The following is a 26,574-nucleotide window of genomic DNA, read 5'->3' as shown; positions in this document are numbered from 1 at the left end:
AAGCCGCAGCGCCCGCTCCGGGCCGGTCCGGCGAAGCTCTCAGGTCGAGATGACAGAGGGGGAGGCCGCCGGGGTACCCGCGCCGAGGTGCCCCTCGCAGGTCGCGCCAGACCAGGAGGCCTCCGCAATGACCGCCCACCGCACTCCGCTCTCCCAGCTCGAACAGGGCATCCCGTTCGAACAGCGCCACATCGGCCCCGACGCCGGGGACCGGGCGAAGATGCTCGCCCAGGTCGGCTACGGCTCGCTCGACGAACTGACCGCGGCCGCCGTCCCCGACGTGATCAAGAACGCCGAGGCTCTGGGACTGCCCGGTGCCCGTACCGAGCCCGAGGTACTGGCCGAGCTGCGCGGCCTCGCCGACCGCAACCAGGTGCTCACCCCCATGATCGGTCTGGGCTACTACGGCACGTTCACGCCCCCGGTCATCCTGCGCAACGTCATGGAGAACCCCGCCTGGTACACGGCGTACACCCCGTACCAGCCGGAGATCTCGCAGGGCCGCCTCGAGGCGCTGCTCAACTTCCAGACCGTCGTCGCCGACCTCACCGGGCTGCCCACCTCCGGCGCCTCCCTCCTCGACGAGGGAACTGCGGCCGCCGAGGCGATGGCGCTGTCCCGGCGCATGGGCCGCAACAAGAACGGCCTGTTCCTCGTGGACGCGGACACCCTGCCGCAGACCGTCGCCGTGCTGCGGACCCGGGCCGAGCCGACCGGCGTCGAGATCCTCGTCGCCGACCTGAGCGACGGCATCCCGGCCGGGATCGCCGAGCGGGAGATCAACGGCGTCCTCCTGCAGTACCCGGGGGCCTCCGGAGCCGTACGCGACCTCCGACCCGTCATCGAACAGGCGCACGAGCTCGGTGCGCTCGTCACCGTCGCCGCCGACCTGCTCGCCCTCACGCTGCTCACCTCGCCCGGCGAGCTCGGCGCCGACATCGCGGTCGGCACCACCCAGCGGTTCGGCGTCCCCATGGGCTTCGGCGGGCCGCACGCCGGCTACATGGCGGTGGGCGAGAAGTTCGCGCGCAGCCTGCCCGGCCGTCTCGTCGGCGTCTCCGTGGACGCCGACGGCAACAAGGCGTACCGGCTCGCCCTGCAGACGCGGGAGCAGCACATCCGCCGTGAGAAGGCGACCAGCAACATCTGCACCGCCCAGGTGCTGCTCGCCGTGATGGCCGGGATGTACGCCGTGTACCACGGCGCCGAGGGGCTGCGCACCATCGCCCGGCGCACCCACCGCTACGCCGCGATCCTCGCCGCAGGGCTCACCGCGGGCGGGGCCGAGGTCGTCCACGGCGCCTACTTCGACACGCTGACCGTGCGCGTGCCCGGCCGGGCCGCCGAGGTGGTCGCCGCCGCACGGGAGAACGGCGTCAACCTCCACCAGGCCGACGCCGACCACGTCTCGCTCGCCTGCGACGAGACCACCACGCGGGACGCGCTCGGCGCGGTGTGGGGCGCGTTCGGCGCGGTGTGGGGCGCGTTCGGCATCGAGGCGGACGTCGAGACGCTGGACGCCGCCGCCGAGGACGCGCTGCCCCAGGCGCTGCTGCGCACCGACGAGGTCCTCACCCACCCCGTCTTCCACCAGCACCGCTCCGAGACCGCGATGCTGCGCTATCTGCGCCGGCTCGCCGACCGCGACTACGCGCTGGACCGCGGCATGATCCCGCTGGGTTCCTGCACGATGAAGCTCAACGCGACCACCGAGATGGAGCCGGTCACCTGGCCCGAGTTCGGGCAACTGCATCCCTTCGCCCCGGCCGAGCAGGCGCAGGGCTACCTCACGCTCATCCGTGAGCTGGAGGAGCGGCTGGCGGAGGTCACCGGCTACGACAAGGTCTCCCTGCAGCCCAACGCGGGTTCCCAGGGCGAGCTGGCCGGGCTGCTCGCGGTGCGCGGCTACCACCGTGCCCGCGGCGACGAGCAGCGCACGGTCTGCCTGATCCCGTCCTCCGCGCACGGCACCAACGCCGCCAGCGCGGTCATGGCCGGGATGAAGGTCGTCGTGGTGAAGACCGCCGGGGACGGCGAGATCGACGTCGACGATCTGCGGACCAAGATCGAGAAGCACCGGGACGAGCTGGCCGTGCTGATGATCACGTACCCCTCCACGCACGGCGTGTTCGAGGAGCACGTGGCCGACATCTGTGCCCAGGTGCACGACGCGGGCGGCCAGGTCTACGTCGACGGCGCCAACCTCAACGCGCTGGTCGGGCTCGCCAGGCCGGGGCACTTCGGCGGCGACGTCTCCCACCTCAACCTGCACAAGACGTTCTGCATCCCGCACGGCGGCGGCGGTCCCGGCGTCGGCCCGGTGGCCGTCCGCGACCACCTGGCGCCGTACCTGCCCAACCACCCGCTGCAGCCCGCGGCCGGCCCCGAGACGGGCGTCGGCCCGGTCTCGGCCGCGCCCTGGGGTTCCGCCGGCATCCTGCCGATCTCCTGGGCGTACGTCCGGCTGATGGGCGGCGAGGGCCTCAAGCGCGCCACGCAGGTGGCCGTGCTCTCCGCCAACTACATCGCCAAGCGGCTCGAGCCGCACTTCCCGGTGCTGTACACCGGCCCCGGCGGGCTGGTTGCCCACGAGTGCATCATCGACCTGCGGCCGCTGACCAAGGCCACCGGCGTGAGCGTGGACGACGTCGCCAAGCGGCTGATCGACTACGGCTTCCACGCGCCGACCATGTCGTTCCCGGTGGCCGGGACGCTGATGATCGAGCCGACCGAGTCGGAGGACGTGAGCGAACTCGACCGGTTCTGCGAAGCCATGATCGCCATTCGCGCGGAGATCGAGAAGGTCGGCGCGGGCGAGTGGCCCGCGGACGACAACCCGCTGCGCAACGCCCCGCACACCGCCGCCGCGCTCGGCGGCGCGTGGGACCACGCGTACACCCGCGAGGAGGCGGTGTTCCCGGCCGGGGTGTCGGCCGCGGACAAGTACTGGCCGCCGGTGCGCCGGATCGACCAGGCCTTCGGCGACCGGAACCTGGTCTGCTCCTGTCCGCCGCTGGACGCCTACGCGCAGTAATCGTCCGCGCGAACGCGTCGGGGCCGGTCCGGGAGTGCTCTCCCGCCGGCCCCTTCGTGGTCGTGCTCCGTCCTCCGGCTCAGGCGGCCGTCATCGCCCGGGCGCCGCTGCGGTGCGGGGCGATGACCCGGCCGTCGGGCAGGAGCTCACCGGTGTCCTCGAAGAGCAGAACGCCGTTGCACAGCAGGCTCCAGCCCTGTTCGGGGTGGTGCGCCACGAGGCGGGCGGACTCCCGGTCGGCGGATTCTGCGGACGGACACGGTGGCTGGTGCTGGCACATGGTGGAGGGGATCTTTCGCTCTGTCGTGATGTGTGAGGTGAGTGTCGGTTCTGCCCTGCGGCTCGATGCGTCGTTCATGGCCGCCCCCCGTTGGCGAAGTGTCTTGCTCGGACCCAGTGTTGCCCTGCGGGCGTCGATCCGCAGGGATTTCGCGGCACCGCTTCTCACAGGTTCTAGACGCATCACTCGCCCGGGTGGTTCAGCCCGACAGTACCGTCACTTCGGATGGTTGGCGATGGCCGGAACAGGCTAGTCAGACCGGGCTGACCAGCGGATTTTCCCTCTAACGAGCGAGGGGGAGCGCGATTGAGCGCAGGTCCGTACCTAGGGTGTCGCGCCGTGCGCGAGGTGTGTTCGGGGAGGCGCCGTACGGCCCCTGACGGCGCGCGGCCCCGCCCGGTGAGGGGCGGGGCCGGTCCGGTCAGGCCGCCGGGGAGTCCGCGTGGGCCGGGCCCACGGGGTCCGGGGGGCCGAGGAGGGGGGACGGGGCCGTCGTGCGGAGGGTGAGCATCGGGAGCAGATCGGCGGCCCGGTACGGGCGGTGCGCGGCGATGCCGGGCGGTGCCGGCGCCAGCGGCACCAGCAGGTCGGTGGCGAGCGGGGCGCCGCTCGCCCCGTCGGCCGCGGGGTCGCCGTGCAGCCACAGCGTGAGCATGTACAGCTCCGGCACGGACAGCAGCCGGGGCTGGTACGGCTGTGCCGCCGCCTCGGCCTGGCGCAGCGCGAGCTCCGTGGAGGCGATGTACGGGCCCTCGAAGAAGTGCGAGAAGGCCCAGCCGTCGGGCGTCAGCATCGACTCCGCGGCGGCCACCGCCCGGTCGCCGCTGCGGATGAGGAACCGCCACCCGGAGAGCCTGGTGGTGGCGCCCGCGGCGGTGTTCCGCTCCAGGACGTGCACCGGGAGCGGCAGATCGGGCGTGACGGGGCCCGGAGCGGCGCGCAGCGAGGGAGTGCGCGCCTCACGGACCGCGGTCGGGGAACCGAGTGCCGTCAGGACGGAGCGCAGGGCGGGGGCGGGAGCCGGGGGGACGTGCAGCGGCATGGTGGGTCGCCTCTCATTCGACAGGCACGGTGGCGCGCAGGCGTGGGTGGGCGTGCGGACGACGCTGTCAGCTCTCGGGGTCAGAGGTGGCGGGGCCGGTACCCGGACGGATGACGGCACCGCGGTGGAAATGACGGTGCCGTGACGACAGGGCGGGGACCGCGAGCGCCAACTCTCTGCCTCGTTCGCGAATTTTATACGACGTGTGTTCGCCCGATGTTTCGTCTAGACGTTGTCGTCATCAACAACAAGCGGCTATTCGGCCGTGAAAAAGCGTGGGTTTGTCCCGGTCCGGAGTGGGTACCCGCCCCGTGACCTCGGAATACGCTGTGGAAGGGGACGGCTGAATCTCGTTGGCGTTTTTCACGAGATGCACGAGTTGGTTGAGAACCGGAACTGCTTACTGCTTCATGCCCCCTGAATGTGCCTGTGGACCACCGCTCCAGCGTAGCGGCGCGCCGGTTCGCGTGAAGGAGTAATCGAAGGAGTGGGCCATGAGCGGGACGGGACGGACGGTACGTGACCGGCCGTCGCCGACCGGGACGTTACCGATCGCCGAGCCGGGGCATCATCCCCCGTGACCCATGACAACAGCGGCCGTACCCTCGGCCTGCCCATTCGAGGAGGGACACTTCGATGGGGGAGAAGGTCGTGGCAGGGCCGTTCGACCTGTCGGATCGTCACCGGTATCGCGACAAGCTCCGGGACTGTCTGACCGGGCTGGGACGGCTGCTGGAGGAGAAGCGATTCGACCGGCCCAGGAACCTGATGGGCCTGGAGATCGAACTCAATCTCGTCGACGGCGACGGTCAGCCGCGCATGATGAATGCACAGGTCCTGGAAAGGATAGCCAGCCGGGATTTCCAAACAGAACTCGCCATGTTCAATCTGGAAGTCAACATTGCGCCACACCGGCTGGGTGAGCGGGTTTTCGACCGGCTCGCGGAGGAGTTGCGCACGTCACTCGCGTACGCCGACCGGAAAGCCGGCGAGCTCGACGCCGGAATCGTGATGATCGGCATTCTGCCGACGCTCGACCGGGACGACCTGGTGTCGTCGAACCTTTCCGCCGTCGACCGCTACACGCTGCTCAACGACCAGATCGTCGCCGCGCGCGGTGAGGACTTCAAGCTCGACATCGACGGCGTCGAACGGCTCGTCTGCACCTCCCGTTCCATCGCGCCGGAGGCCGCCTGCACCTCCGTGCAGCTGCATCTCCAGGTCACGCCCGAGCGGTTCGCCGACGTGTGGAACGCGGCCCAGGCGGTCAGCGCCGCGCAGATCGCCGTCGGCGCCAACGCGCCCTTCCTGTTCGGGCACGAGCTGTGGCGCGAGTCGCGGCCGCCGCTGTTCCAGCAGTCCACCGACACCCGCCCGCCCGAGCTTCAGGCGCAGGGGGTGCGGCCGCGGACCTGGTTCGGGGAGCGGTGGATCTCCTCCGCGTACGACCTGTTCGAGGAGAACCTGCGCTACTACCCCGCGCTGCTCCCGATCTGCGACGAGGAGGAGCCGCTGCGCGTGCTCGACGAGGGCGGCGCCCCCAAGCTCTCCGAACTCGTCCTGCACAACGGCACGATCTACCGCTGGAACCGCCCGGTGTACGAGGTCGTCGACGACGTCCCGCACCTCCGGGTGGAGAACCGGGTGCTGCCCGCCGGGCCGACCGTGATCGACGTCGTCGCCAACGCGGCCTTCTACTACGGCCTCGTCCGCGCGCTCGCCGAGGAACCGCGGCCGGTGTGGACGAAGCTGCCGTTCGAGGCCGCGGCCGACAACTTCGAGGCGGCCTGCCGGTACGGCATCGACGCCCGGCTGCGGTGGCCGCGACGCGGCCGGCTCGGCGGGGTCGCGGAGGTCGACGCGGTCACCCTCGTCCGCGAGGAACTGCTGCCGCTCGCCCGGGCCGGGCTGGACGCGTGGGGCGTGGAGCCCGCCGACCGCGATCTGTACCTCGGCGTCATCGAGGAGCGGTGCCGGCGGCGGACCAACGGCGCGAAGTGGCAGGCAGAGACGTTCCACCACGCGCTGGAGAAGGGCCTGAGCCGGGACGCGGCACTGGCGGCGACGACGCGGCGGTACCGGGAGCTGATGCTGAAGGGCGAGCCGGTGCACGGCTGGCCGGTGGGACTGCCGGAGCCGGTGCCGCTGGGAAGCTGAGCGGGGGCGCGCTCCGGCCGGGACTGCCCGCGCCCCCGCGAGGGCTCGTCCGCGCGCCGGAGGCGGCTCACGGGGCCGGGCGCCATGCGTCGGGCGTGCTCACGAGGCCGGTTCCCGTGCCTCGGGCATGCTCACGGGGCTGGGCCCCATGGGCCGGTCACCCTTACGGGGCTGAGCCCCGTCGGCCGGGCACGCTTACGGCGCCGAGCCACGCACCCGGCACGCCCCGCGGCTGCCGGCTTCCGCTGCCGGCGCCGCCTCAACCTGCCCCCCTTCGCCGGACCGCCCCTCGCGTCGGGCAAGCTGGGGGGGAAGGCGGGACGGTGCTACGGAGGCGGGTGTGCGGGTGGATGCGGAGCCGGCGGGGGATCTCCTGACCGAGGAACGGCCGGCGCGGCGGACGCTGCGGGACGAGACGCTGCTCGTGCTGGCGCTCTCGCTCGGGGCGAGCGGGGTCTCCGCACTGATCAGCTTCATCGGGTCGGTGACCAAGCCCGGCGGGCTCAAGGACCAGGCCGCCACGCTCAACGCCTCGGCCGCGCCCGGCCGCCCCTGGCTCGACCTCGCCTGGCAGCTGTTCGGGATCGCCACCGCGCTGGTCCCCGTCGCCCTCGTCGCCCACCTGCTGCTGCGCGAGCGGCAGTCGCTGCGCACCCTCGGCTTCGACCGCACCCGTCCCTGGCCCGACCTCGGGCGGGGCGCGGTGATCGCCGCGGTGATCGGCAGCACGGGCATCGCGTTCTACCTGGCCGCGCGCGGGCTCGGTTTCAACCTCACGGTGGTGCCGGAGGCGCTGCCCGACGTGTGGTGGAAGTACCCCGTGCTCGTCCTCTCCGCCGTGCAGAACGCGGTGCTCGAAGAGGTGATCGTGGTCGGGTATCTGCTGCGCCGCCTCGGGCAGCTCGGCTGGTCGCCGGGGACCGCGCTGGTCGGCAGTGCGGTGCTGCGCGGCTCGTACCACCTCTACCAGGGCATCGGCGGCTTCCTCGGCAACATGGCGATGGGCGTCGTGTTCGTCCTCCTCTACCGGCGTTGGGGGCGGGTGGGGCCGCTGGTGGTGGCCCACTCGCTGCTCGACATCGGCGCGTTCGTGGGATACGCGCTGCTCGCGGGGAAGGTGGACTGGCTGCCCACGGCGTGAGCCCGCGGTGGGCAGCGGGCGCCGTCAGGCGTGGAGTTCGCCGTCGATGACGGTCACCGCGTGGCCGGTCAGCAGGGTGCGCTCGCCGCGCAGCTCCGTGCGGACCAGTCCGGAGCGGGCGGAGGCCTGCAGCCCGGTGAGGGCGGTGCGGCCCAGGCGTGCCGACCAGTAGGGGGCGAGGGCCGTGTGGGCGGCCCCGGTGACCGGGTCCTCGTCGATGCCGATGCGCGGGAAGAAGCAGCGCGAGACGAAGTCGTGGCCCCGGGTGGGGTCGTCGGCGCGGGCGGTGGCGATGACGCCGCGCTCGAAGTCGCGGGCGAGGGCGCGCAGGTCGGGGGTCAGGTTCCGCACGGTCCTCTCGTCGGGGAGGACGACGAGCAGTTCGCCGACGCTCGGACCGGTGCCGAAGGCGGCGACCGGGGTGGCGCCCAGCACCTCGGCGAGGCCGGCCGGGACCGGCTCCTCGGTGAGCGGGGCGGTGGGGAAATCCAACGTGATCGCGCCGTCGGCGCCGGGCGCGGCCCGCAGCACACCGCTGCGCGAGGCGAACCGTACGGGACCTTCGTGGGCGCCCGTGGTGTGCAGGACGTGGGCGGTGGCCAGCGTGGCGTGGCCGCAGAGCGGGACCTCGGTGGTGGGGGTGAACCACCGCAGGGCCCAGTCGGCGTCGCCGTCCTCGGGCAGCCGGTGGGCGAACGCGGTCTCGGCGTGGTTGACCTCGCGGGCCACCTGCCCCAGCCGGCCGTCGTCCGGAAACTCGCTCCCGTCCAGGAGCAGGACTCCCGCCGGATTGCCGGCGAAGGGGCGGGTGGTGAAGGCGTCGACGATTCGGATGCGCATGGGACGACGCTAAGCGGGCCGCGGCGGAACCGGCCAAGGCCAATCCGCGGTGGGTGGCCTCGCTTCGGTGCGGGGTGCGCGTGCTGAAGCCGCAGGTCGGCAGGGGGTTGTCGTAAGTCGATTTCCGATATATCGTTGAGGCATCGCGAACGATCGACGATGGAATGGAAGTGATGAAGATGCGTACGCGTGGACAGGACTTCGGATTCGAGCACGAGCATGGACGCGGGCACGGTCACGGCGGCCGGCACGGTGGTGCGGGGCGGCACGGTGGGCCCGGCTTCGAGGGGGTGCGGGCGGCGTTCGGGCCGTTCGGTCCCGGAGGCGGTGGACCGCACGGTCCCTTCGGCGGGCCGGGCTTCGGGCCCGGCCCCTGGGGCGGACGCGGCCGGGGCGGGCCGCGGGGCAGGGCGCGGCGCGGCGACGTACGCGCCTCGATCCTGGCGCTGCTCAAGGACCGGCCCATGCACGGCTACGAGATGATCCAGGAGATCGCCGAGCGCAGCGGCGGGGCGTGGAAGCCCAGCCCCGGCTCGGTCTACCCGACCCTCCAGCTGCTGGAGGACGAAGGCTTGATCGTCAGTGAGACCGAGGGCGGCAAGAAGCTGTTCTCGCTCACCGAACAGGGCCGCGCCGCCGCCGACGAGGGCTCCGAGGCGCCCTGGGAGGAGGCCTCGCGCGGGGTCGACTGGGAGTCGCTGAACGAGATCCGGCAGGCCGGGTTCGGCCTCATGGAGGCGTTCGGCCAGGTCTGGAAGACCGGGAACAAGGAGCAGCGCGAGAAGGCCCTGACGGTCATCAACGAGGCGCGCAAGAAGCTGTACCTGATCCTCGCCGACGAGGACTGACAGCGACGCCCCGGACCTGACGGCGCTCCGAGCTCCGCAGGCATGGACGGCGCTCCGTGGACCACGGTCCGCGGGGCGCCGTTTCGTGTTCTCCTCTGCCCGGGGGAAATGCGGGGCCGTGTCATCCGTAAGGAGGAGGCGCGCGGGGTGGTACCCACCCTGCGTGGGATCCGTTGATGCTGCCGGCTGGGGATGACGTGGGGTGCCGAAGTTGATGGGGTGGGGGATGTGCCACCCACCCAGTGCCGGCCGCCGGCCGCCGTGCCCGGCCCGCGCCACAGCGATCCCGACGCGCAGCTCACCGACGACCTGGCGTCCGTCGTCGCTGCCGCACGCCGCCGGGCGGTGCGCGACGGCGACCGCCAGATCGACACCGCCCACCTCCTGCACGCCCTGCTCGAGTCGGACCCCGAAGTACGGGCCGCGATCGGGGACCCTCGTGCGGTGGCCCGGCTCCTCGGCTACCTCGTGCAGCGCAGCATCGGCTACGGGCTGCGCTGGCAGAGCAGCGTCGAGGACTCCGGCGCGGTGCCCACGCTGCGCGGCCCCGGCGGCTGGTCGCCGGCCGCGGCCGAGGTGATGGCGGCGGCATGCCGACGCGCACGGCGCGGCCGGCGCGGTGCGACGCGGGGGATGGACGTCCTGGCAGCGGTGGCCGCGGACCCCGGCTCCCGGGCGGTGGAAGTGCTGCGCCGGGTGGGGATCGACCCCGCGGTGCTGCTCGGGCGGATCGCGTTGACGGAGTACGTGACACGGGACTGACGGGACGTGCGGCCGGGGAGCGGCGGAGTGCGTGACCGGGGACTGACGGAGGACGTCAACGGGGACTGACGAAGGATGTCAATGGGGACTGACGCGCCTACGTGACCACCAGGAATCGCCGCACCGGCCGGGCGAGGCCGGTCAGGGGCCATCGGGGGTGACGGTCCTGTCGGTGGCTGGCATCATGTGCCGGTGCGTACCTCTGGAGACGGCCGGGACGGCCGGGGCGGCCGTGGACACGGTGTGGCGCTGGGGCTCGCCCTCGGCTCGGCGGTCGCCTTCGGCGGCTCGGGGGTCGCGGCGAAGCCGCTGATCGAGGCGGGGCTCGAACCCCTGCACGTGGTGTGGCTGCGGGTCGCGGGCGCCGCCGTCGTGATGCTCCCCGTGGCCGTACGGCACCGCGCGCTGGTGCGGCGGCGCCCCGTGCTGCTCGCCGGGTTCGCGCTGCTCGCCGTCGCCGGGGTCCAGGCCTGCTACTTCGCCGCGATCTCCCGTATCCCGGTCGGGGTGGCGCTGCTCGTGGAGTACCTCGCGCCCGCGCTGGTCCTGGGCTGGGTGCGGTTCGTGCAGCGGCGGCCGGTGACGCGGTCGGCGGCGGTGGGGGTCGTCCTCGCGGCCGGCGGGCTCGCGTGCGTGGTCGAGGTGTGGTCGGGGCTGGCCTTCGACGCGCTCGGGCTGGTGCTCGCGCTCGGCGCGGCCTGCTGCCAGGTCGGCTACTTCGTCCTGTCCGACCACGGCGGCGACGCGGAGGAGGCGGCCCCGGACCCGCTGGGCGTGATCGCGTACGGGCTGCTGGGCGGGGCGCTCGTGCTGACGGTGGTGGCACGGCCGTGGGAGATGGAGTGGTCCGTGCTCGGCGGCGACGCGGCCATGAACGGCACCCGGGTGCCGGCCGTGCTGCTGCTCGGCTGGATCGTGCTCATCGCGACCGTCCTCGCCTACGCCACCGGCGTACTGGCCGTGCGGCGGCTGTCGCCGCAGGTGGCGGGGGTCGTGGCGTGCCTGGAGGCGGTGGTGGCGACAGTGCTCGCCTGGGTGCTGCTCGGCGAACACCTGTCGGCGCCGCAGGTGATCGGCGGAGCGGTGGTGCTGACCGGGGCGTACGTGGCCCAGCGGGCCGCGCGGGCGGTACCGGCACCGGCGCCGGCACCCGTGGCGGCCGGCGGGGCGCACCCGCCCGCCGCCGCCCACACCGGGGAGTCTCCGCCCCGTTAGGCCGAGCTTGCCCGGGAGAGGTCACCGCCCCGGCAGATACCCCGGCACCGCCGTCCCCGGCGCCAGCCCGGGGTCGGCCACCGGTGCGCCGTATGCCGGGCGGACCGGTACCACGCCCGCCCAGTACGGCAGGCCGAGGTCCTCCGGCTCGTCGTTGACCCCGCCGGTGCGCACCTTCGCCGAGACCTCCTCGAGGTCCAGGCGCAGCACGGCGGTCGCGGCCAGCTCCTTGGCGTTGGCCGGGCGGGAGTCGGCCGAGCGGCCCGGGACCACGTGGTCGACCAGCGCGTCCAGCGCCGTCCGCCGCTCCTCGGGGTCGGTCACCTGTTCGGCGATGCCGTGCACCACCACCGAGCGGTAGTTGAGCGAGTGGTGGAACGCCGACCGCGCCAGTACCAGGCCGTCGACGTGCGTGACCGTCAGACACACCGGCAGCCCCGCCGACGCCCGCTCCTGCCCCTGCTCCGCCTGCTGGTCCCGACTCCGTCCGCGCCCCGCCATCCGCAGTGGCCGCGAGCCCGTCGACCCGTGCACGTACAGCCGTTCGCCGACCCTGCCGAACAGCGTCGGCAGCACCACCGGCGCCCCGTCGCGCACGAAGCCGAGGTGGCAGACGTAGGCCTCGTCGAGTATCGAGTGCACCAGCTCCTTGTCGTACGAGGCGCGGTTCGCCGAGCGTGTGGGAACGGTGCGGTCGGTCGGGACGTAGGCGGCGGGCGGCTCCGACGGCGGCTGCGGCGTGGTCTCCGGCGCGGTGGCGGCGGTGGCGTGCGACATGGCGTCTGGTCTCCCCTTGGATTTCGCTGACTGGGACCGGGGTGCACGGAATGTATTGCACTAGTGCATAATGGCCTTTGTGCTAGGAGAATATCGGATCGAAGGCCGGCGTGCGGCGGAGATTTCCGCGAGCATCGAACGCGGGGTGGGCAGCGGTGACCTGCTCCCCGGCCAACTGCTTCCCCCCATGCGGGAGTTGGCGACGTCACTCGGGGTGAATCCGAACACCGTCGCGGCCGCCTACCGCACCCTGCGGGAACGCGGGGTCATCGAGACCGACGGGCGGCGCGGCAGCCGGGTCCGGGCGAAGCCGGCGACCACCGCCCGGGAGTACGTCCGGGTCCAGGTCCCGGAGGGGGTGCGCAACCTCGCCGACGGCAACCCCGACCCCGCGCTCCTGCCCGCCCTGGGGAAGGCGTTCGCGGCGGCCGCCGGCCGGGCCGACCGCGCCCCCGTGCTCTACGGGGAGGACGCGGTGGAGCCGGAACTGGCCCGGATCGCCCGCACCGAACTGGACGCGGACGGCGTGCCGGACGGACCCGTGATCGTGGCCTCCGGATCGCTCGACGCGATCGAACGGGTGCTCACGGCCCACCTCAGACCCGGGGACGCGGTCGCCGTCGAGGACCCGGGCTGGGGCGGCCTGCTCGACCTCGTGCCCGCGCTCGGACTGCGTACGGTCCCGGTCCGTGTCGACGACGAGGGGCCGCTCGCCGAGGACGTCCGCACGGCCCTCGTCGCCGGGGCCCGGGCCCTCGTCGTCACCGGGCGGGCGCAGAACCCGACCGGCGCCGTGGTGGGCGCCGCCCGCGCGCGTGCCCTGCGTGCCGTGCTGGCCGCGCACCCGGAGACCCTGCTGATCGAGGACGACCACGGCCACGCCATCGTCGATCTGCCCCTGCACCCGCTGGCCGGGACCACCCGCAACTGGGCGCTGGTCCGCTCCGTGGCCAAGGCGTACGGCCCCGACCTGCGGCTCGCCGTGCTCACCGGGGACCCGGTCACGATCGACCGCGTGCACGGCAGGCAGCGGCTCGGCCCCGGCTGGGTCAGCCGGCTGCTGCAACGGGCCGTCGTACGACTGTGGGCCGACGGCGCGGTGGACGTGCCGGCGGTGGCGGCGGCGTACCGCCGGCGGCGCGAGGCGCTGATCGGCGCGCTCGCGGAGCGCGGGGTGGGCGCCCACGGCCGCAGCGGCCTGAACGTCTGGGTCCCGGTGCCGGACGAGACCGGCGCGGTGGCCCGGCTGCTGCACGCGGGCTGGGCGGTCGCCCCCGGTGCCCGCTTCCGGGCTGCGGCCCCGCCCGGCATCCGGATCACCGTCTCGACCCTCGCGCCGGAGGAGGCCGGGGCGGTCGCGGACGCCGTCGCCCTGGCGGTCGGGCCGGTGGACGGTCCGCGTTACGTGTGAGGCGGACTTCCTGTGCGTCGGCGGGCCAGTAGGGGCGCCATCTTCAGGGCCCCTACGACCGCCGCGCCCGGCTCTGTGTCAGGGCCGCACCCGCCACCACGATCACCGCTCCCACGGGCGTCGACCACGCGAGCGGCTCGTGCAGGATCGCCACACCCGCCGCCGTGGCGATCACGGGAATGAAGTACGTGACCATCTGCGCCGTCGTCGGACCGACCTCGGCGACCAGGCTGTACTGCACCAGCATCGCGAGGCCGGTGCCGAGCGCGCCCAGGGCGACGACGGCGAGCAGCGGCAGCACGGGAAGGCCGCTCGGCACGTCGGTGAAGAGCGGGGTGACCACCGCGAGCTGCACCGTCGCCAGCAGCAACTGGGCGCCGGTCAGCGAGAGGTGGGAGGAGTCGGCGCCGGTCAGGGTGCGGCGGACGTAGATCCAGCCGACGGGGTAGCTCAGCGAGGCGAGCAGGGCCAGCGCGGTGCCCGTGGCGTCCAGACCGTGGAAGCCCTGCCAGGCGCCCAGGACGGTGAGCACGCCCAGGAAGCCGAGGCCGAGCCCGGCGAACCGGCGCCGGGTCGGGCGGTCCTCGGAGAGCGCCACGAGGGACAACGCCATGCCCCACAGTGGCGAGGTCGCGTTGCAGATGCCCGCGAGCGTCGACGGAATGGTCAGCTCCGCGTAGGCGAACAGTGAGAACGGCAGCGCGTTGAGCAGCAGCGCCGCCACCGCGAGGTGCCCCCAGGTGCGGACCCCGCGCGGCAGCCGCTGCCGCTTCACCGCCATCGCGGCCACCAGCACCGCGGTGCCGAACAGCAGCCGGCCGAACGTCACCTGGAACGGGGCGTAGGCGTGTGTGCCCACCTTGATGAGCAGGAAGCTGAAACCCCAGATCAGCGACAGCGCGCCGAAGCGCAACCGCCAGTCGAGCGCGGTCCGACCCGCCGGGGCCGGGGCAGGGACGGGGGTGGGGGTGGGGACGGGGGAGGTGGGAGCGGAGGGCGGAACCGAATCCGGGGTGGGGGACGAGGCGACGGTGCTCATGGCGGCCAGCCTCGCGCAGCCAACCTCGTAGCACAATCGAGAATGCGCGCCCGATATCTCGTAGCATCGCTTACATGTTGAACCTGGAGCGCCTGCGCACCCTCGACGCCCTCGCCCGGCACGGCTCCGTCAGCGCCGCCGCCGAGGGGCTGCACGTGACGACCTCGGCCGTCTCGCAGCAGCTCGCCAAGCTGGAGCGCGAGGTGGGCCAGCGGCTGCTGGCCAAGAACGGGCGGGGCGTACGGCTGACCGACGCCGGGCGGCTGCTCGCCGAGCACGCCGCGCGCATCCTCTCCCAGGTCGAGCTGGCCCGCTCCGATCTGGAGGCCCAGCGGGGGCGCGTGGTGGGGGAGTTGCGCCTGGCGGCGTTCCCCACGGCGGCGCGCGGGCTGTTCCCGGCGGCGCTCGCGGGGCTGCGCGCTCGGCACCCCTCCCTCCGGCTGCGCTCCTGCGAGCTGGAACCGGAGGCCGGCGTCGCCGGGGTGGTCCGCGGGGACCTCGACCTCGCGGTCGTCCTGGACTGGTACAACAAGCCGATGCCGCTGCCGGACGGACTGGTCAAGGCCTCGCTCCTGGACGACCCGGCCGATGTGGCCATGCCGGCCGGGCACCGGCTGGCGGGCCGTGCGGAGGTGGACCTCGGGGAGTTCGCCGACGACGAGTGGATCACCTGGAACGAGGGTGAGTTCTGCCACGAGTGGCTGATGTTCACCCTGCGCTCCAAGGGTGTCGAACCGATCATCGGCCATCGGGCCGCCGAGACGCACACGCAGCTCGGAATGGTCGCCGCCGGGCTCGGGGTGTGCGTCGCCCCGCTGCTCGGCCGGGACCCGGTGCCGGAGGGTGTGGTCACCGTGCCGGTGCGGCAGCGGGTCCGGCGCCATGTCTACGTGGTGTGGCGGGCGGACGCCGACCGCCGCCCGTCGATCCGGGCGGCGGTCGCGGCACTGCGGGAGGCGGCGGAGACGGTGGGGGTCTCCCGCGACGGGGAGGGCGCGTGAGGCCCTACCGCCGGCCCAGTTTGCGGAAGTCCCAGGACACCGTCTTCTCCGGGGTGAGCCGGAGCCAGGCGTGGCGGCCGTCGTGCGGCATCTCCTCCAGGCCGAAGTTCTTCCGGGCGAACAGGGTCTCCGGTACGTCCAGTTCGGCACGCAGTTCGCCGGTGCGCGGTATCTCGCCCACGAACTCCACGGTCCCGGACAGCTCCACGCCCCGCAGCTCGTCGTACTCCTCGCCGGTGTCGACCACGACGGCGACCCGCGGGTCCCGGCGCAGCTGTGCCCAGCGCCTGCTGCGCACCACGGAGTACAGCCACATCGAGGCGCCGTCCCACACGAACCAGAGAGTGCTCACGTGCGGGGCGCCGTCCGCGGAGACGGTGGCGACCCGGCAGTTGCGCTGGGTGGTGAGGAACTGGTCCAGCTCCGCCGGCGTCATCATGATCCTGCGCCCCCGGCGCTGGGTGACGGACATGCGTTCCCCTTCCCCGTTTCCCCGTTCCTCCGGCTCCGTTCTTCCCGGATACCCACCCGCTGCGGCCGGGTACCCGCCGCGCACCGGTCAGGCGAGCTTGATGGACTCGCCGTCCACGGTGATCTTCGCGGCGGCCAGCGGCTGGGTCGCCGGACCCTTCTTCACGCTGCCGTCGCTGGCGGAGAACTGGCTGTTGTGGCACGGGCAGACGATCACGCCGTCGCTGATGCTGCTCACCGCGCAGCCCTGGTGCGTGCACTTGGACGAGAAGGCCTTGAACTCGCCCGCGCTCGGCTGCGTCACGACCACGCCCTGGTCGCCGAAGACCTTGCCGCCGCCCTCGGGGATGTCGGAGGTCTTCGCCAGTTCGGCGCCGCCCGAACCCGAACCCGACCCGGAGTCCTTCGTGGCGCTGTCGCCGCCGCCCGTGCCGCCGCCGGTGCTCGCGTCGGCGGCGGAGGAGTCGTCGTCCCCGCTCCCGCACGCGGTCAGCGCGACGGCGAGTCCCGCCGCGCCGACCGCCGTCACGACCGTACGACGGGTCGGAGTCGGAGCGGGGTGGAGCGATTCGCTGGTCATGCCGACGTTCCCTTCGAAGGTTGCTGCCGTGGTCACCGGCGTCCCCCGCCCGCGCCCACCGGCATGCGTGTCCTGCCGCCGGCTCGCCGCCGGTGACTGCTGGTGCTTCGACCATGGTTACGGCGGACGGGCACGGCCTGTTCAGGACGCGCCCGATCGACAGGAGATCGACAGCAGTCCGCCGGGATCCGGCCACCGGGCCGGGGACCGGGCCCACGCGGCCCCGATAACCTGGGGCGATGCTGAAGGAAGTCACCGCGACCCGCTACATCACGCCCCTGCGGGAGGGCGGTTCGCTGCCCGGACTGATCGAGGCGGACGACCTCGGCCTGTACGTGCTGAAGTTCAGCGGCGCCGGGCAGGGCCGCAAGACGCTGGTCGCGGAGGTGGTGTGCGGCACGCTCGCGCGCCGGCTCGGACTGCGCGTGCTCCCGCTGGTCACCGTCGCCCTCGATCCCGTGCTGGGCCTCGGGGAACCGGACGAGCAGGTGCAGGGGCTGCTGCGGGGGAGTGGCGGGCTCAACCTCGGGATGGACTTCCTCAGCGGCGCCCTCGGCTTCGACGCCCTCGCCTTCCCGGTGGACCCCGTGGAGGCCGGGCGGATCGTCTGGTTCGACGCCCTGGTCAACAACGTCGACCGCTCCTGGCGCAACCCCAACCTGCTGATGCGGCGGGGCGAGCTGTGGCTCATCGACCACGGGGCCACCATGATCTGGCAGCACAACTGGCCCACCGCCGAGACCTCCGCCGCCCGGCCCTACGACGCCTCCGACCACGCCCTCGCCCCCTTCGCGCCGGACGTCGCGGCGGCCGCCGCCGAACTGGCCCCGCGGGTGACGGCGGAGCTGCTGGCCGAGGTGACCGCCGAGGTCCCCGACGTCTGGCTGACGGACGAACCCGGCTTCGGCACCCCCGACGAGGTGCGCCGGGCCTACGCGGCCCCGCTGCTGGCCCGGGCCTCCGACATCCACACCCGCGTCACCGGCCTCGACACCACCGCCCGCGCGACCGCCCCGCAGGAGAACAAGTGAACGACCGGGACGTCTACGAGTACGCGCTGCTGCGGGTCGTACCGCGCGTCGAACGCGGCGAGTGCATCAACGCGGGGGTGCTCGTCTACTGCCGGGCCCGGTCCTTCGTGGCCGCGCGCACCCATCTGGACGAGGACCGGCTGCGCGCCCTGGACCCGACGGCGGACGTGCCCGGCGTGCGCGCCGCGCTGCGCGCCGTCGAGGGCGTGTGCGCGGGCGGCGGCGCGGCCGGCCCGGCGGCCGGGGACGACGCCGGGCGGCGCTTCCGCTGGCTGGTCGCGCCCCGGTCGACGATCGTGCGCCCCGGCCCGGTGCACACGGGTCTGACCGCCGATCCGGCGGCCGAGGCGGAGCGATTGCTCGGGCTGCTGGTGAGGTAATGGATCACACGCACCCGGTGTGCCGTTGACACCGGGTGCCAGGGCTTCTAGCGTCACGTCTGTCGAAGGTACTAAGCGGTCGCTCACCGGGCGTGCCGCAGGAGCCGCCACCTTCCGGAAGCCTCCGGGACCCCGGAGGCCGCCCGGTGACTTCCCCAGGACGAGGAGAAGCAGCAATGTCCACCACTGAAGCGCGGGTAGCCGTCGTCACCGGCGCGGCGCGCGGCATCGGCGCCGCCACCGCCGTACGACTGGCCGCCGAGGGCCGGGCCGTCGCGGTGCTCGACCTCGACGAGGCCGCCTGCAAGGACACGGTCGAGAAGATCACCGCCGCCGGCGGCAAGGCGCTCGCGGTCGGGTGCGACGTCTCCGACGAGGCGCAGGTCGCGGCGGCCGTCGAGCGTGTCGTCCAGGAGCTGGGCGCGCCGACGATCCTCGTCAACAACGCGGGTGTGCTCCGCGACAACCTGCTGTTCAAGATGAGCGTCTCCGACTGGGACACCGTCATGGGCGTGCATCTGCGCGGCGCCTTCCTGATGTCCCGCGCCTGCCAGAAGCACATGGTCGACGCGCACTTCGGGCGGATCGTCAACCTCTCCTCGTCCTCCGCGCTCGGCAACCGCGGCCAGGTCAACTACTCCGCCGCCAAGGCGGGGCTGCAGGGCTTCACCAAGACCCTCGCCAAGGAGCTCGGCAAGTTCGGCGTCACCGCCAACGCCGTCGCCCCCGGCTTCATCGCCACCGAGATGACCAAGGCCACCGCCGACCGCGTCGGCATGGGCTTCGACGACTTCAAGGCCGCCGCCGCCACCCAGATCCCGGTCGCGCGCGTGGGCGAGCCCGAGGACATCGCCAACGCCATCGCGTTCTTCACGGGCGAGGCCGCCGGATTCGTCTCCGGCCAGGTGCTGTACGTGGCCGGCGGGCCGCTCGACTAGGGCGACCGAGGAACCAGGGAAACAGGGAACATGACATCGGTGGAACTCTCCGGCAAGGTCGCCCTCGTCACCGGCGCCAGCCGCGGCATCGGCTACGGCGTCGCCGAGGCGCTCGTCGCCCGCGGCGACCGGGTCTGCATCACCGGCCGCAACGAGGACGCCCTCGCGGAGGCCGTGACGGCGCTCGGCGCCGACCGCGTCATCGGCGTGGCCGGCAAGGCGCACGACGAGGAGCACCAGGCCGTCGCCGTCGCGCGCACCATGGAGGCGTTCGGCCGCGTCGACTACCTCGTCAACAACGCCGGCACCAACCCGGTGTTCGGTGCGATCGCGGACGTCGACCTGAACGTGGCGCGCAAGGTCTTCGAGACCAACGTGCTCTCCGCGCTCGGCTTCGCCCAGCGGATCTGGCACGCCTGGCAGAAGGAGAACGGCGGGGCGATCGTCAACATCGCCTCCGTGGCCGGTCTTTCGGCCTCGCCGTTCATCGGGGTCTACGGCGTCAGCAAGGCCGCGATGATCAACCTGACCCAGCAGCTCGCGCACGAGTTCGCGCCGACTGTGCGGGTCAACGCGATCGCGCCCGCCGTGGTCAAGACGAAGTTCGCGCAGGCCCTGTACGAGGGCCGGGAGGCGGAGGCCGCGGCCTCCTACCCGCTCGGCCGGCTCGGCGTCCCCTCCGACGTCGGCGGGGCGGCGGCGTTCCTCACCTCCGAGCAGTCGGACTGGATCACCGGGCAGACGCTCGTCGTGGACGGCGGCATCTTCCTCAACGCGGGCGTCGGCTGACGCCGGCCGGGCCCCTGGATGCGGGCGGTTCCGCCTTCCGGCGGGGCCGCCCGCACCCGCGTGCCGGCCCTCGACGGCCGGGGGGCGGGGGCCCGTTGTCAGTGGTCGCCGGTAGGTTCTTCGGAACTGGAAGTGACCGTACGACGAAGGACGTTGAACGTGACCGACATCGCCATGCTGCCCGAGTCCTGGCAGGGCGTTCTGGGGGACGAACTGCAGCAGCCCTACTTCAAGGAGCTGACCGAGTTCGTCGAGGAGGAGCGGGAGAAGGGCCCCGTGTATCCGCCCCGCGAGGAGGTCTTCGCGGCGCTCGACGCCACGCCGTACGAGAAGGTGAAGGTACTGGTCCTGGGCCAGGACCCCTACCACGGCGAGGGCCAGGGCCACGGACTGTGCTTCTCGGTCCGCCCCGGTGTGCGGACGCCGCCGTCGCTGCGGAACATCTACAAGGAGATGCAGGCGGAGCTGGGCACGCCGATCCCCGACAACGGCTATCTGATGCCGTGGGCCGAGCAGGGCGTGCTGCTGCTCAACGCGGTGCTCACGGTCCGCGCCGGCGAGGCCAACTCGCACAAGGGGCGCGGCTGGGAGAAGTTCACGGACGCGGTGATCAAGGCGGTGGCCGGCCGGCCCGACCCGGCGGTCTTCGTGCTCTGGGGGAACTACGCGCAGAAGAAACTGCCGCTGATCGACGAGTCCCGGCACGTGGTGGTCAAGGGCGCGCACCCCTCCCCGCTGTCGGCGAAGAAGTTCTTCGGCTCCCGCCCGTTCACGCAGATCAACGAGGCGGTGGCGGCACAGGGGCACGAGCCGATCGACTGGACGATCCCGAACGTGGGGTGAGGGCGGGCGGGCCGGGTGCGTGACCCGGGGCGTCGACGGGGGCGCCTGAGCCGGATTGTCAGCGGTGGGGACTAGCGTCGGAAGGGTCGGGTTCGGCGGGACCGGAGGGACGTGACGGTGGAGCCACAGGAACGCGCGGAGGCGGCGGCCGACGCCGTGATGGGCCGTATCGGGCAGGCCGTCATGCTGCACCACGGGGGCGACCGGGAGGAGGCGCGCGGGCGGTTCCTGGAGCTGTGGGCGGAGATCGGGGAGGACGGGAACCCGCTCCACCGCTGCACGCTGGCGCACTACCTGGCGGACACCCAGGACGAGCCCGCCGACGAACTGGCCTGGGACCTGCGGGCGTTGTCGGCCGCCGAGGAACTCACCGACAGCCGGCCGGCCGCGCACGACGGCTCGCTCGCGGTGCGGGGCTTCCTCCCCTCCCTGCACCTCAACCTGGCGGCGGACTACGCGAAGCTGGGCCGTCGCGAGGACGCCCGCGGGCATCTCCACCGCGCCCGCGGCACGGCGGACGCGCTCGGGGACGACGCGTACGCAGACGGGGTACGGGCGGCGATGGACCGCCTGGAGCGGGAGCTGTCGACGGGCGGCCAACCACCGGTGGGGCCGCCGAGGCGGCCCTAGGCATGGTCGTCAGTGGCCGTACGTGTCGTCGCAGATCTGGGACTGGGGGCTGTCGGCGGGCCAGCCGCCGTAGCTGCGGCCCAGGTCGCAGATGCCCGCGTTGTCGGGGGGAGGCTTCGGAGCGGCGGGAGGTGGGGCGGCCCGGTGTTCGGTGCGGGGCTCGCGGGGGTGCTGCGCGGCCGGCGGTCGCCGGGGTGCGGGGGCCCGGGCCGCCGGTGGGGCCGGGGGGTGCGACGGGCGTACGGGGGCGTCCGGGGCGTCGGCCGACGGGGCGCGGGGGCCGGTGCGTTCCAGGGCCTCGTCCGCCGGGGCCTGGACGAGCCGGGGCTCGGCGCTGCCGTCCGGACGCGGAGCGGTCGTACGGGACGGGGACGGTGAGGACGGCGGCCCCGGAGCGACGGGCCGTTGGACCGTCGTACAGCCGGCGAGGGCGGACGCGGTCACCGTGACCAGGAGCGCTGCGGTGGTGGTTCGATGCACCCGGGCAACTCTGGCGGTCCGGGCGGGGTCTGCGACAGCGGACGGGGGCGAAATGCCCCGCACGGGTGATCGCCGTATGCTTCCCCGGAACCCGCGTCGAACACTGTGAGGAGACCACCGGTGAAGGTCGGCTGCATCGGACTCGGCGACATCGCGCAGAAGGCCTACCTACCGGTGCTCGCCACGCTGCCCGGTGTCGAACTGCACCTGCACACGCGCACGCCCGCCACGCTCACCCGCGTCGCCGACACCCTGCACCTCCCCGCCGGACAGCGCCACACCGAACTGCGGACCCTGCTGGACCAGGGGCTCGACGCGGCGTTCGTGCACGCGTCCACCGCCGCCCACCCCGAGCTCGTCGCACGGCTCCTGGAGGCGGGCGTGCCGACGTACGTCGACAAGCCACTCGCCTACGAACTGGCCGACTCCGAGCGGCTGGTGACGCTCGCGGAGGAGCGGAACACCGGACTGATGGTCGGGTTCAACCGGCGGTACGCGCCCGGGTACGTCCAGTGCGCCGACCATCCCCGCGAGCTGATCCTGATGCAGAAGAACCGCGTCGGACTGCCCGAGGACCCGCGCACGATGATCCTCGACGACTTCATCCATGTCGTCGACACCCTGCGGTTCCTGGTGCCCGGTCAGGTCGACGACGTCACCGTGCGGGCGCGCACCGAGAACGGGCTGCTCCACCACGTCGTGCTCCAGCTCGCCGGGGAGGGCTTCACGGCGCTGGGCGTGATGAACAGGCTGAGCGGTTCGGCCGAGGAGATCCTCGAGGTGTCCGGACAGGACAGCAAGCGGCAGGTGGTCAATCTCGCCGAGACGATCGACCACAAGGGCCAGCCCACCGTGCGCCGGCGCGGCGACTGGGTGCCGGTGGCCCGGCAGCGCGGCATCGAGCAGGCGGTGCTGGCCTTCCTCGACGCCGTGCGCGCCGGGAAGGTGCTCGGGGCCCGGGACGCGCTGGCCACTCACGAACTGTGCGAACGGGTCGTGACCGCGGTGCGGGAGCGGTCCGCCGGGTCCTGAACACCGGCGTGTGCCCGGTAGGCGCGCACCCCTTCCGTGACGCACAGCGCGGCCAGGACCAGCAGCGCCGCGTGGACCGGCCAGTCGCCGTGGCGCACATAGGGGGTCGTGCCGTGCGCGAGCGGCACCTCGTACACCGCCGAGATCCCGGCGTCGTCCGTGCCGAGCCGGGAGCCGAGGCGTTCACCGCCGGGGCCGTAGACCGCGGAGACGCCGGTCAGCGTGGCGTGCACCATCGGACGGCCGGTCTCGGCGGCGCGCAGCGCGGCCAGCGAGGCGTGCTGCGCGGGCGCCCAGCTGTGCTGGAAGCTCGACGTCGAGGACTGGGCGAGCAGCAGGTCGGCGCCGTCGGCGGCGAGGTGCCGGCTCATGTCCGGGAAGGCCGTCTCGAAGCAGACCAGCGGGCCGACGCGCAGCCCGTGCCCGACGTCCATCACCACCTGCTCGTCGCCGCGCCTGCGGTCCTCCCCGGCCGCCTTCCCGACGGAGGTGGCCCAGCCCAGCAGGGAACGCGCCGGTATGTACTCCCCGAACGGCACCAGACGCATCTTGTCGTACCGGTCGCCGGTGGGGCCGTCGGGGCCGACGAGGAGGGCGCTCTTGTAGATACCGGGGCGGTCGGCGCGGCGGGCGTCGACGTTGACGAGGACGTCGGCGTCCAGGCGGCGGGACAGGGCGGCGATCCGACGGGCGAGGTCCGGGCGGTCGTCCAGGTCGAAGCCGACGCTGCTCTCGCCCCAGACGACCAGGTCCACGTCCTGGCCGGCCAGCCGGCGGGTGAACGCTTCCTCGCGGTCGAAGCGGCGTTCGGGGCTGTCGTCACCGGAGACGATCCCCGACTGGACGACGGCGACGCGGACGTGGCCGTCGACGGCGGGGCGGGGCGCCCACGCCCACGCGGCCGAGGTCGCGAGCGCGACGGCGGCCAGGCCGGCGACGGGCACGACGACGGCGGCGACCGGGCGTCGCCAGGTGCGTGTGGCGAGCAGCGCGGTCACCGACACGTTGACGGCCACCACCAGGAGACTGAGCAGCCAGACCCCGCCGACGGAGGCGAGCCGCAGGGCCGGTCCGACCTGCCACTGGGTCGCGCCGAGCAGCCCCCACGGGCCGCCCAATCCCTGCCAGGAGCGGACGAGTTCGGGCAGCAGCCAGCCGGAGGGGACGACGAGCAGGGCGGCGGCGAGGCGGAGCGCGGTCGGCGGGCCGCCCGGTTCCCCCGTACGGGGGCCGAGGAAGCGGTGGACCAGCCACCCCCAGGGGGCCCACAGGGCGCCCAGCAGGGCGGCCAGGACGAAGAGGAAGACGTTCAGGCTCGGCAGCAGCCAGTGGTGGACGGCGACCATGAAGCCGAAGCCGCCGGCCCAGCCGTCGTACGCCGCCCGGCGCGCGGTCGGCGCGGAGCGGATGAGCAGCATCCAGGGGACGAGGGCGACGTACGCGAACCACCAGAGGGAGGGGGCGGGGAAGGCGAGCATCGGCAGCGCGCCGGTGAGCGCGGCGGCGAGGCTCCGCCGTGCGGTACGCCCTTCGGGCAGCAACGTCACGTGATCCCCTCCCCGGTGTGCGTCTGCGCGTGCTTTGAGTGTGCGCGGTGGGGGAGATCTCAAACGGGGATGGGATGAGGTGGGCCGCCGTGGAGCTCGGGGGGCCCGGAGGCGGAGCCTACGCCGCCTCGATCACGTCCTGGCGGATCGCCGAGGCCCACTGGATCACCAGAGCCTCGTACTCCGCCCGCTCCTGGGCCGTCAGAGACCCACCCGCACGCATCCACAGCGCACGGATCCGCTCGTTCAAGTCGGCGGCGGACCGCACGGAACCAGGGGGCACGGATTCGGGGGACATGCGGACAAGCGTAGGGGCAAGGTCTGACAGTCCGCTACCGCTCGGCTACGCACCCGCTATGGAATGGGTCACGGCGAGCCGTGACCACTCCTCGGTCCGCCCCCTCAGCCCGCCGACTCCGCCGCGTGCGGGCTCAGCACACCCGCCGCCACCAGCCCGATGATCGCCGCGCCCAACGCGATCCGGTACCAGACGAACGGCATGAACGACTTCGAGCTGATGAACTTCATGAACCACGAGATCACCACGTACCCGGACACGAACGCGATCACCGTGGCGAAGAGGGTCGGCCCCCAGGACACGTGGCCGCTCTCCGCCGCGTCCTTCAGCTCGAACACCCCGGACGCCAGGACGGCCGGAACCGCAAGCAGGAAGGAGTACCGCGCCGCCGCCTCCCGCTTGTAGCCGAGGAACAGGCCGCCGCTGATCGTCGCCCCGGAGCGCGAGACGCCCGGGATCAGGGCCATGGCCTGGCAGATGCCGTAGATCAGGCCGTCCTTGATGTTCAGGTTCTCCAGCGTCTTGCGCTGCTTGGGCGCGCGGTGGCGGCCGCCCTTCTCGTCGCGCGCGGCGAGCCGGTCGGCGACGCCCAGGACCACGCCCATGGCGATGAGCATCGTCGCGGTGATGCGCAGGTCGCGGAACGGGCCCTCGATCTGGTCCTTGAGCGTCACGCCGAGCACGCCGATCGGGATGGAGCCGACGATCACCAGCCAGCCCATGCGGGCGTCGGGGTCGTGCCGCCACTCCTTGTTCACGAGTGAACGCGACCACGCGGAGAGGATGTTCGCGATGTCCTTGCGGAAGTAGATCAGTACCGCGGACTCCGTGCCGATCTGGGTGATGGCGGTGAACGCCGCGCCCGGGTCCTTCCAGCCGGCGAACGCGGCGGTCAGCCGGAGGTGGGCGCTGGAGGACACCGGGAGGAATTCGGTCAGCCCCTGGACGAGTCCGAGGACGAGGGATTCAAACCAAGACATGGAGGCAGGAGGTCCAAGCGCTGATCGTAGAGAGGGGTGGGGTGGCAGCGTAGCGTCCCCAAGTGACGGGTCTGCGACAGGGGTTTCCCCCCACCGCCCCTGCCCTTCCCGTCCCTTCAAGAACCGCGGACCCGGCCCCGAGCCGCGCCCCCTACGGGGCGCGCAGGTGGTGGCGTTTGCGCCAGGCGATTGTCGTGGCGGCCAGGGCGGGGACGGCGATGATGGCGAGGGCGATGAGGAAGGCGGGGGAGGTGGGACTGGAGGCGCGGGCGCCGGCGACGACGTAGGCGGCGGTGTTGGGGATCGAGCCGAGCGCCGTCGCGATCAGGAACGGCGCCGAACGCATCCGGGAGACGGCGGCGCAGTAGTTCGCCGCCCAGAACGGCACCCCGGGGAAGAGCCGGGCCGCCATCATCGAACGGAAGCCGTGCCGGCTGAGCTGGCCGTCCGCCGCCTTCAGCCACCGGCCGCGCACCAGCGGCCGCAGCGCGTCCTGGCCGAGCAGCCGGCCCAGGCCGAACGCGAGCCCGGCGCCCAGCACCGTGCCCGTCAGCGCGCTGCCCGTGCCGAACTGCGAACCGAACAGGGCGCCCGCGGCCAGGTTGAGCAGCGGGCGCGGCACGAAGGCGACCGTGCACAGCCCGTACGCCACCGCGAACACCGAGGCGGCCGCGGCCCCGCCGAGCTGTGGTGGCCAGCCGTGCGTCAGCAGCCTCTGCGGTTCGAACAGCAGCACGCAGGTGGCGGCCGTCGCGAGCAGCGCCACGAGCAGGGCCAGCCGCGCCCAGGGCGAGAGCAGTGCTCTGCCGCAGCGCGCGGCGAAGGAGGGGGAGACGGCTGCGGCGACCGGGGCGCTCACCAACGACGGGGAAACGGCCGGTGCCGTGGCGGTGGTGGACTCCGTGGCGGTGGCCCGGGGAGAGGCCGTGGCGGTGCCGCCCGAGCGGGTGGTGGCATCGAGCATGTTGGTGACATTAACCGACGAACGCATGTGATCGCCGTATGGGCCATTTCACGGGTGGTGCGCT

The 26,574-nt window shown here is 73.1% G+C and carries 27 protein-coding genes; 15 read left to right on the top strand and 12 right to left on the bottom strand.

The window, feature by feature from the left end:
• Positions 1–127: 127 nt before the first annotated feature.
• Complete coding sequence (gene gcvP, locus OIE12_RS05235) at positions 128–3,034, top strand: aminomethyl-transferring glycine dehydrogenase (protein WP_329132225.1); 2,907 nt, start codon at positions 128–130, stop codon at positions 3,032–3,034.
• Positions 3,035–3,113: 79 nt separating this feature from the next.
• Here gcvP and OIE12_RS05230 read toward each other — a convergent pair whose 3' ends face one another.
• Positions 3,114–3,314, bottom strand: coding sequence for a DUF5999 family protein (locus OIE12_RS05230; protein WP_329132223.1), 201 nt, complete (start codon positions 3,312–3,314; stop codon positions 3,114–3,116).
• A 421-nt stretch (positions 3,315–3,735) separates the two neighbouring features.
• Positions 3,736–4,356 (bottom strand): hypothetical protein, encoded by a 621-nt coding sequence (locus tag OIE12_RS05225; RefSeq protein WP_329132221.1) that lies wholly within the window; start codon positions 4,354–4,356, stop codon positions 3,736–3,738.
• Positions 4,357–4,992: 636 nt separating this feature from the next.
• Between OIE12_RS05225 and OIE12_RS05220 the strand changes: the two genes are divergently transcribed.
• Complete coding sequence (locus OIE12_RS05220) at positions 4,993–6,513, top strand: glutamate--cysteine ligase (RefSeq protein WP_329132219.1); 1,521 nt, start codon at positions 4,993–4,995, stop codon at positions 6,511–6,513.
• Positions 6,514–6,853: 340 nt separating this feature from the next.
• Positions 6,854–7,654 (top strand): CPBP family intramembrane glutamic endopeptidase, encoded by an 801-nt coding sequence (locus OIE12_RS05215; protein WP_030380909.1) that lies wholly within the window; start codon positions 6,854–6,856, stop codon positions 7,652–7,654.
• Between the two features lie 24 nt (positions 7,655–7,678).
• Here OIE12_RS05215 and OIE12_RS05210 read toward each other — a convergent pair whose 3' ends face one another.
• Positions 7,679–8,494, bottom strand: coding sequence for a PhzF family phenazine biosynthesis protein (locus OIE12_RS05210; RefSeq protein WP_329132216.1), 816 nt, complete (start codon positions 8,492–8,494; stop codon positions 7,679–7,681).
• A 179-nt stretch (positions 8,495–8,673) separates the two neighbouring features.
• On the opposite strand from OIE12_RS05210, the gene OIE12_RS05205 reads away from it, so the two are divergent.
• From OIE12_RS05205 to OIE12_RS05195, 3 genes are all read left to right on the top strand, one after another.
• Positions 8,674–9,342 (top strand): PadR family transcriptional regulator, encoded by a 669-nt coding sequence (locus OIE12_RS05205; protein WP_443053764.1) that lies wholly within the window; start codon positions 8,674–8,676, stop codon positions 9,340–9,342.
• A 228-nt stretch (positions 9,343–9,570) separates the two neighbouring features.
• A complete protein-coding gene (locus OIE12_RS05200; protein WP_443053763.1) occupies positions 9,571–10,104 on the top strand; it encodes a Clp protease N-terminal domain-containing protein in 534 nt (177 codons plus the stop codon).
• 186 nt (positions 10,105–10,290) lie between these two features.
• Positions 10,291–11,319, top strand: coding sequence for an EamA family transporter (locus OIE12_RS05195; protein ID WP_443053762.1), 1,029 nt, complete (start codon positions 10,291–10,293; stop codon positions 11,317–11,319).
• 21 nt (positions 11,320–11,340) lie between these two features.
• Here the strand turns inward: OIE12_RS05195 and OIE12_RS05190 are convergent, their stop codons facing one another.
• Positions 11,341–12,096 carry a pyridoxamine 5'-phosphate oxidase family protein gene (locus OIE12_RS05190; protein ID WP_329132209.1) on the bottom strand — a complete coding sequence of 252 codons (756 nt, stop codon included), beginning with the start codon at positions 12,094–12,096 and terminating at the stop codon, positions 11,341–11,343.
• A 79-nt stretch (positions 12,097–12,175) separates the two neighbouring features.
• Here OIE12_RS05190 and OIE12_RS05185 point away from each other — a divergent pair, with 79 nt between their 5' ends.
• Positions 12,176–13,507 (top strand): aminotransferase class I/II-fold pyridoxal phosphate-dependent enzyme, encoded by a 1,332-nt coding sequence (locus OIE12_RS05185; protein ID WP_329132207.1) that lies wholly within the window; start codon positions 12,176–12,178, stop codon positions 13,505–13,507.
• A gap of 52 nt (positions 13,508–13,559) precedes the next feature.
• Here OIE12_RS05185 and OIE12_RS05180 read toward each other — a convergent pair whose 3' ends face one another.
• Positions 13,560–14,546 (bottom strand): DMT family transporter, encoded by a 987-nt coding sequence (locus OIE12_RS05180; RefSeq protein ID WP_329132205.1) that lies wholly within the window; start codon positions 14,544–14,546, stop codon positions 13,560–13,562.
• Positions 14,547–14,620: 74 nt separating this feature from the next.
• On the opposite strand from OIE12_RS05180, the gene OIE12_RS05175 reads away from it, so the two are divergent.
• A complete protein-coding gene (locus OIE12_RS05175; protein ID WP_329132202.1) occupies positions 14,621–15,547 on the top strand; it encodes a LysR family transcriptional regulator in 927 nt (308 codons plus the stop codon).
• 4 nt (positions 15,548–15,551) lie between these two features.
• On the opposite strand, the gene OIE12_RS05170 is transcribed toward OIE12_RS05175, so the two are convergent.
• Entirely contained in the window at positions 15,552–16,019 is a 468-nt protein-coding gene (locus OIE12_RS05170) for a pyridoxamine 5'-phosphate oxidase family protein (RefSeq protein ID WP_329132200.1), read from the bottom strand.
• Positions 16,020–16,106: 87 nt separating this feature from the next.
• Positions 16,107–16,598 carry a Rieske (2Fe-2S) protein gene (locus tag OIE12_RS05165; RefSeq protein ID WP_329132199.1) on the bottom strand — a complete coding sequence of 164 codons (492 nt, stop codon included), beginning with the start codon at positions 16,596–16,598 and terminating at the stop codon, positions 16,107–16,109.
• Between the two features lie 239 nt (positions 16,599–16,837).
• Here OIE12_RS05165 and OIE12_RS05160 point away from each other — a divergent pair, with 239 nt between their 5' ends.
• The 6 genes from OIE12_RS05160 to OIE12_RS05135 all read left to right on the top strand — a co-directional run bounded on the left by OIE12_RS05160 (position 16,838) and on the right by OIE12_RS05135 (position 21,209).
• Entirely contained in the window at positions 16,838–17,629 is a 792-nt protein-coding gene (locus OIE12_RS05160; protein ID WP_329132197.1) for a HipA family kinase, read from the top strand.
• A complete protein-coding gene (locus OIE12_RS05155; RefSeq protein WP_329132195.1) occupies positions 17,626–18,009 on the top strand; it encodes a DUF3037 domain-containing protein in 384 nt (127 codons plus the stop codon). The genes OIE12_RS05160 and OIE12_RS05155 overlap by 4 nt, the downstream gene beginning before the upstream one ends.
• Before the next feature lie 176 nt (positions 18,010–18,185).
• Positions 18,186–18,947 carry a 3-oxoacyl-ACP reductase FabG gene (gene fabG, locus OIE12_RS05150; RefSeq protein WP_329132193.1) on the top strand — a complete coding sequence of 254 codons (762 nt, stop codon included), beginning with the start codon at positions 18,186–18,188 and terminating at the stop codon, positions 18,945–18,947.
• Positions 18,948–18,977: 30 nt separating this feature from the next.
• Positions 18,978–19,736, top strand: coding sequence for an SDR family oxidoreductase (locus OIE12_RS05145; protein ID WP_329132191.1), 759 nt, complete (start codon positions 18,978–18,980; stop codon positions 19,734–19,736).
• A 159-nt stretch (positions 19,737–19,895) separates the two neighbouring features.
• Positions 19,896–20,579, top strand: coding sequence for a uracil-DNA glycosylase (locus tag OIE12_RS05140; protein WP_329132189.1), 684 nt, complete (start codon positions 19,896–19,898; stop codon positions 20,577–20,579).
• Between the two features lie 117 nt (positions 20,580–20,696).
• Positions 20,697–21,209, top strand: a complete 513-nt coding sequence (locus tag OIE12_RS05135) for a hypothetical protein (RefSeq protein ID WP_443053761.1) — start codon at positions 20,697–20,699, stop codon at positions 21,207–21,209.
• Between the two features lie 9 nt (positions 21,210–21,218).
• Here OIE12_RS05135 and OIE12_RS05130 read toward each other — a convergent pair whose 3' ends face one another.
• A complete protein-coding gene (locus tag OIE12_RS05130) occupies positions 21,219–21,689 on the bottom strand; it encodes a hypothetical protein (protein WP_329132188.1) in 471 nt (156 codons plus the stop codon).
• A gap of 120 nt (positions 21,690–21,809) precedes the next feature.
• On the opposite strand from OIE12_RS05130, the gene OIE12_RS05125 reads away from it, so the two are divergent.
• Entirely contained in the window at positions 21,810–22,721 is a 912-nt protein-coding gene (locus OIE12_RS05125; protein ID WP_329132186.1) for a Gfo/Idh/MocA family protein, read from the top strand.
• Here the strand turns inward: OIE12_RS05125 and lnt are convergent.
• The 4 genes from lnt to OIE12_RS05105 all read right to left on the bottom strand — a co-directional run bounded on the left by lnt (position 22,664) and on the right by OIE12_RS05105 (position 26,510).
• On the bottom strand, positions 22,664–24,268 hold the full coding sequence (lnt, locus tag OIE12_RS05120) for an apolipoprotein N-acyltransferase (RefSeq protein WP_329132184.1): 1,605 nt from the start codon (positions 24,266–24,268) through the stop codon (positions 22,664–22,666). The two genes, OIE12_RS05125 and lnt, sit on opposite strands and share 58 nt — an antisense overlap.
• Before the next feature lie 118 nt (positions 24,269–24,386).
• A complete protein-coding gene (locus tag OIE12_RS05115) occupies positions 24,387–24,566 on the bottom strand; it encodes a hypothetical protein (protein ID WP_030380928.1) in 180 nt (59 codons plus the stop codon).
• 104 nt (positions 24,567–24,670) lie between these two features.
• Positions 24,671–25,546, bottom strand: coding sequence for an undecaprenyl-diphosphate phosphatase (locus OIE12_RS05110; RefSeq protein WP_329132181.1), 876 nt, complete (start codon positions 25,544–25,546; stop codon positions 24,671–24,673).
• A 151-nt stretch (positions 25,547–25,697) separates the two neighbouring features.
• Positions 25,698–26,510, bottom strand: coding sequence for a TVP38/TMEM64 family protein (locus OIE12_RS05105; RefSeq protein WP_329132179.1), 813 nt, complete (start codon positions 26,508–26,510; stop codon positions 25,698–25,700).
• Positions 26,511–26,574: the final 64 nt, after the last annotated feature.

It is taken from the genome of Streptomyces sp. NBC_00670 (genome assembly GCF_036226765.1).
In the GTDB taxonomy this organism is placed as follows: Bacteria; Actinomycetota; Actinomycetes; order Streptomycetales; family Streptomycetaceae; genus Streptomyces.
This window is presented reverse-complemented; position numbering and strand designations above follow the sequence as displayed.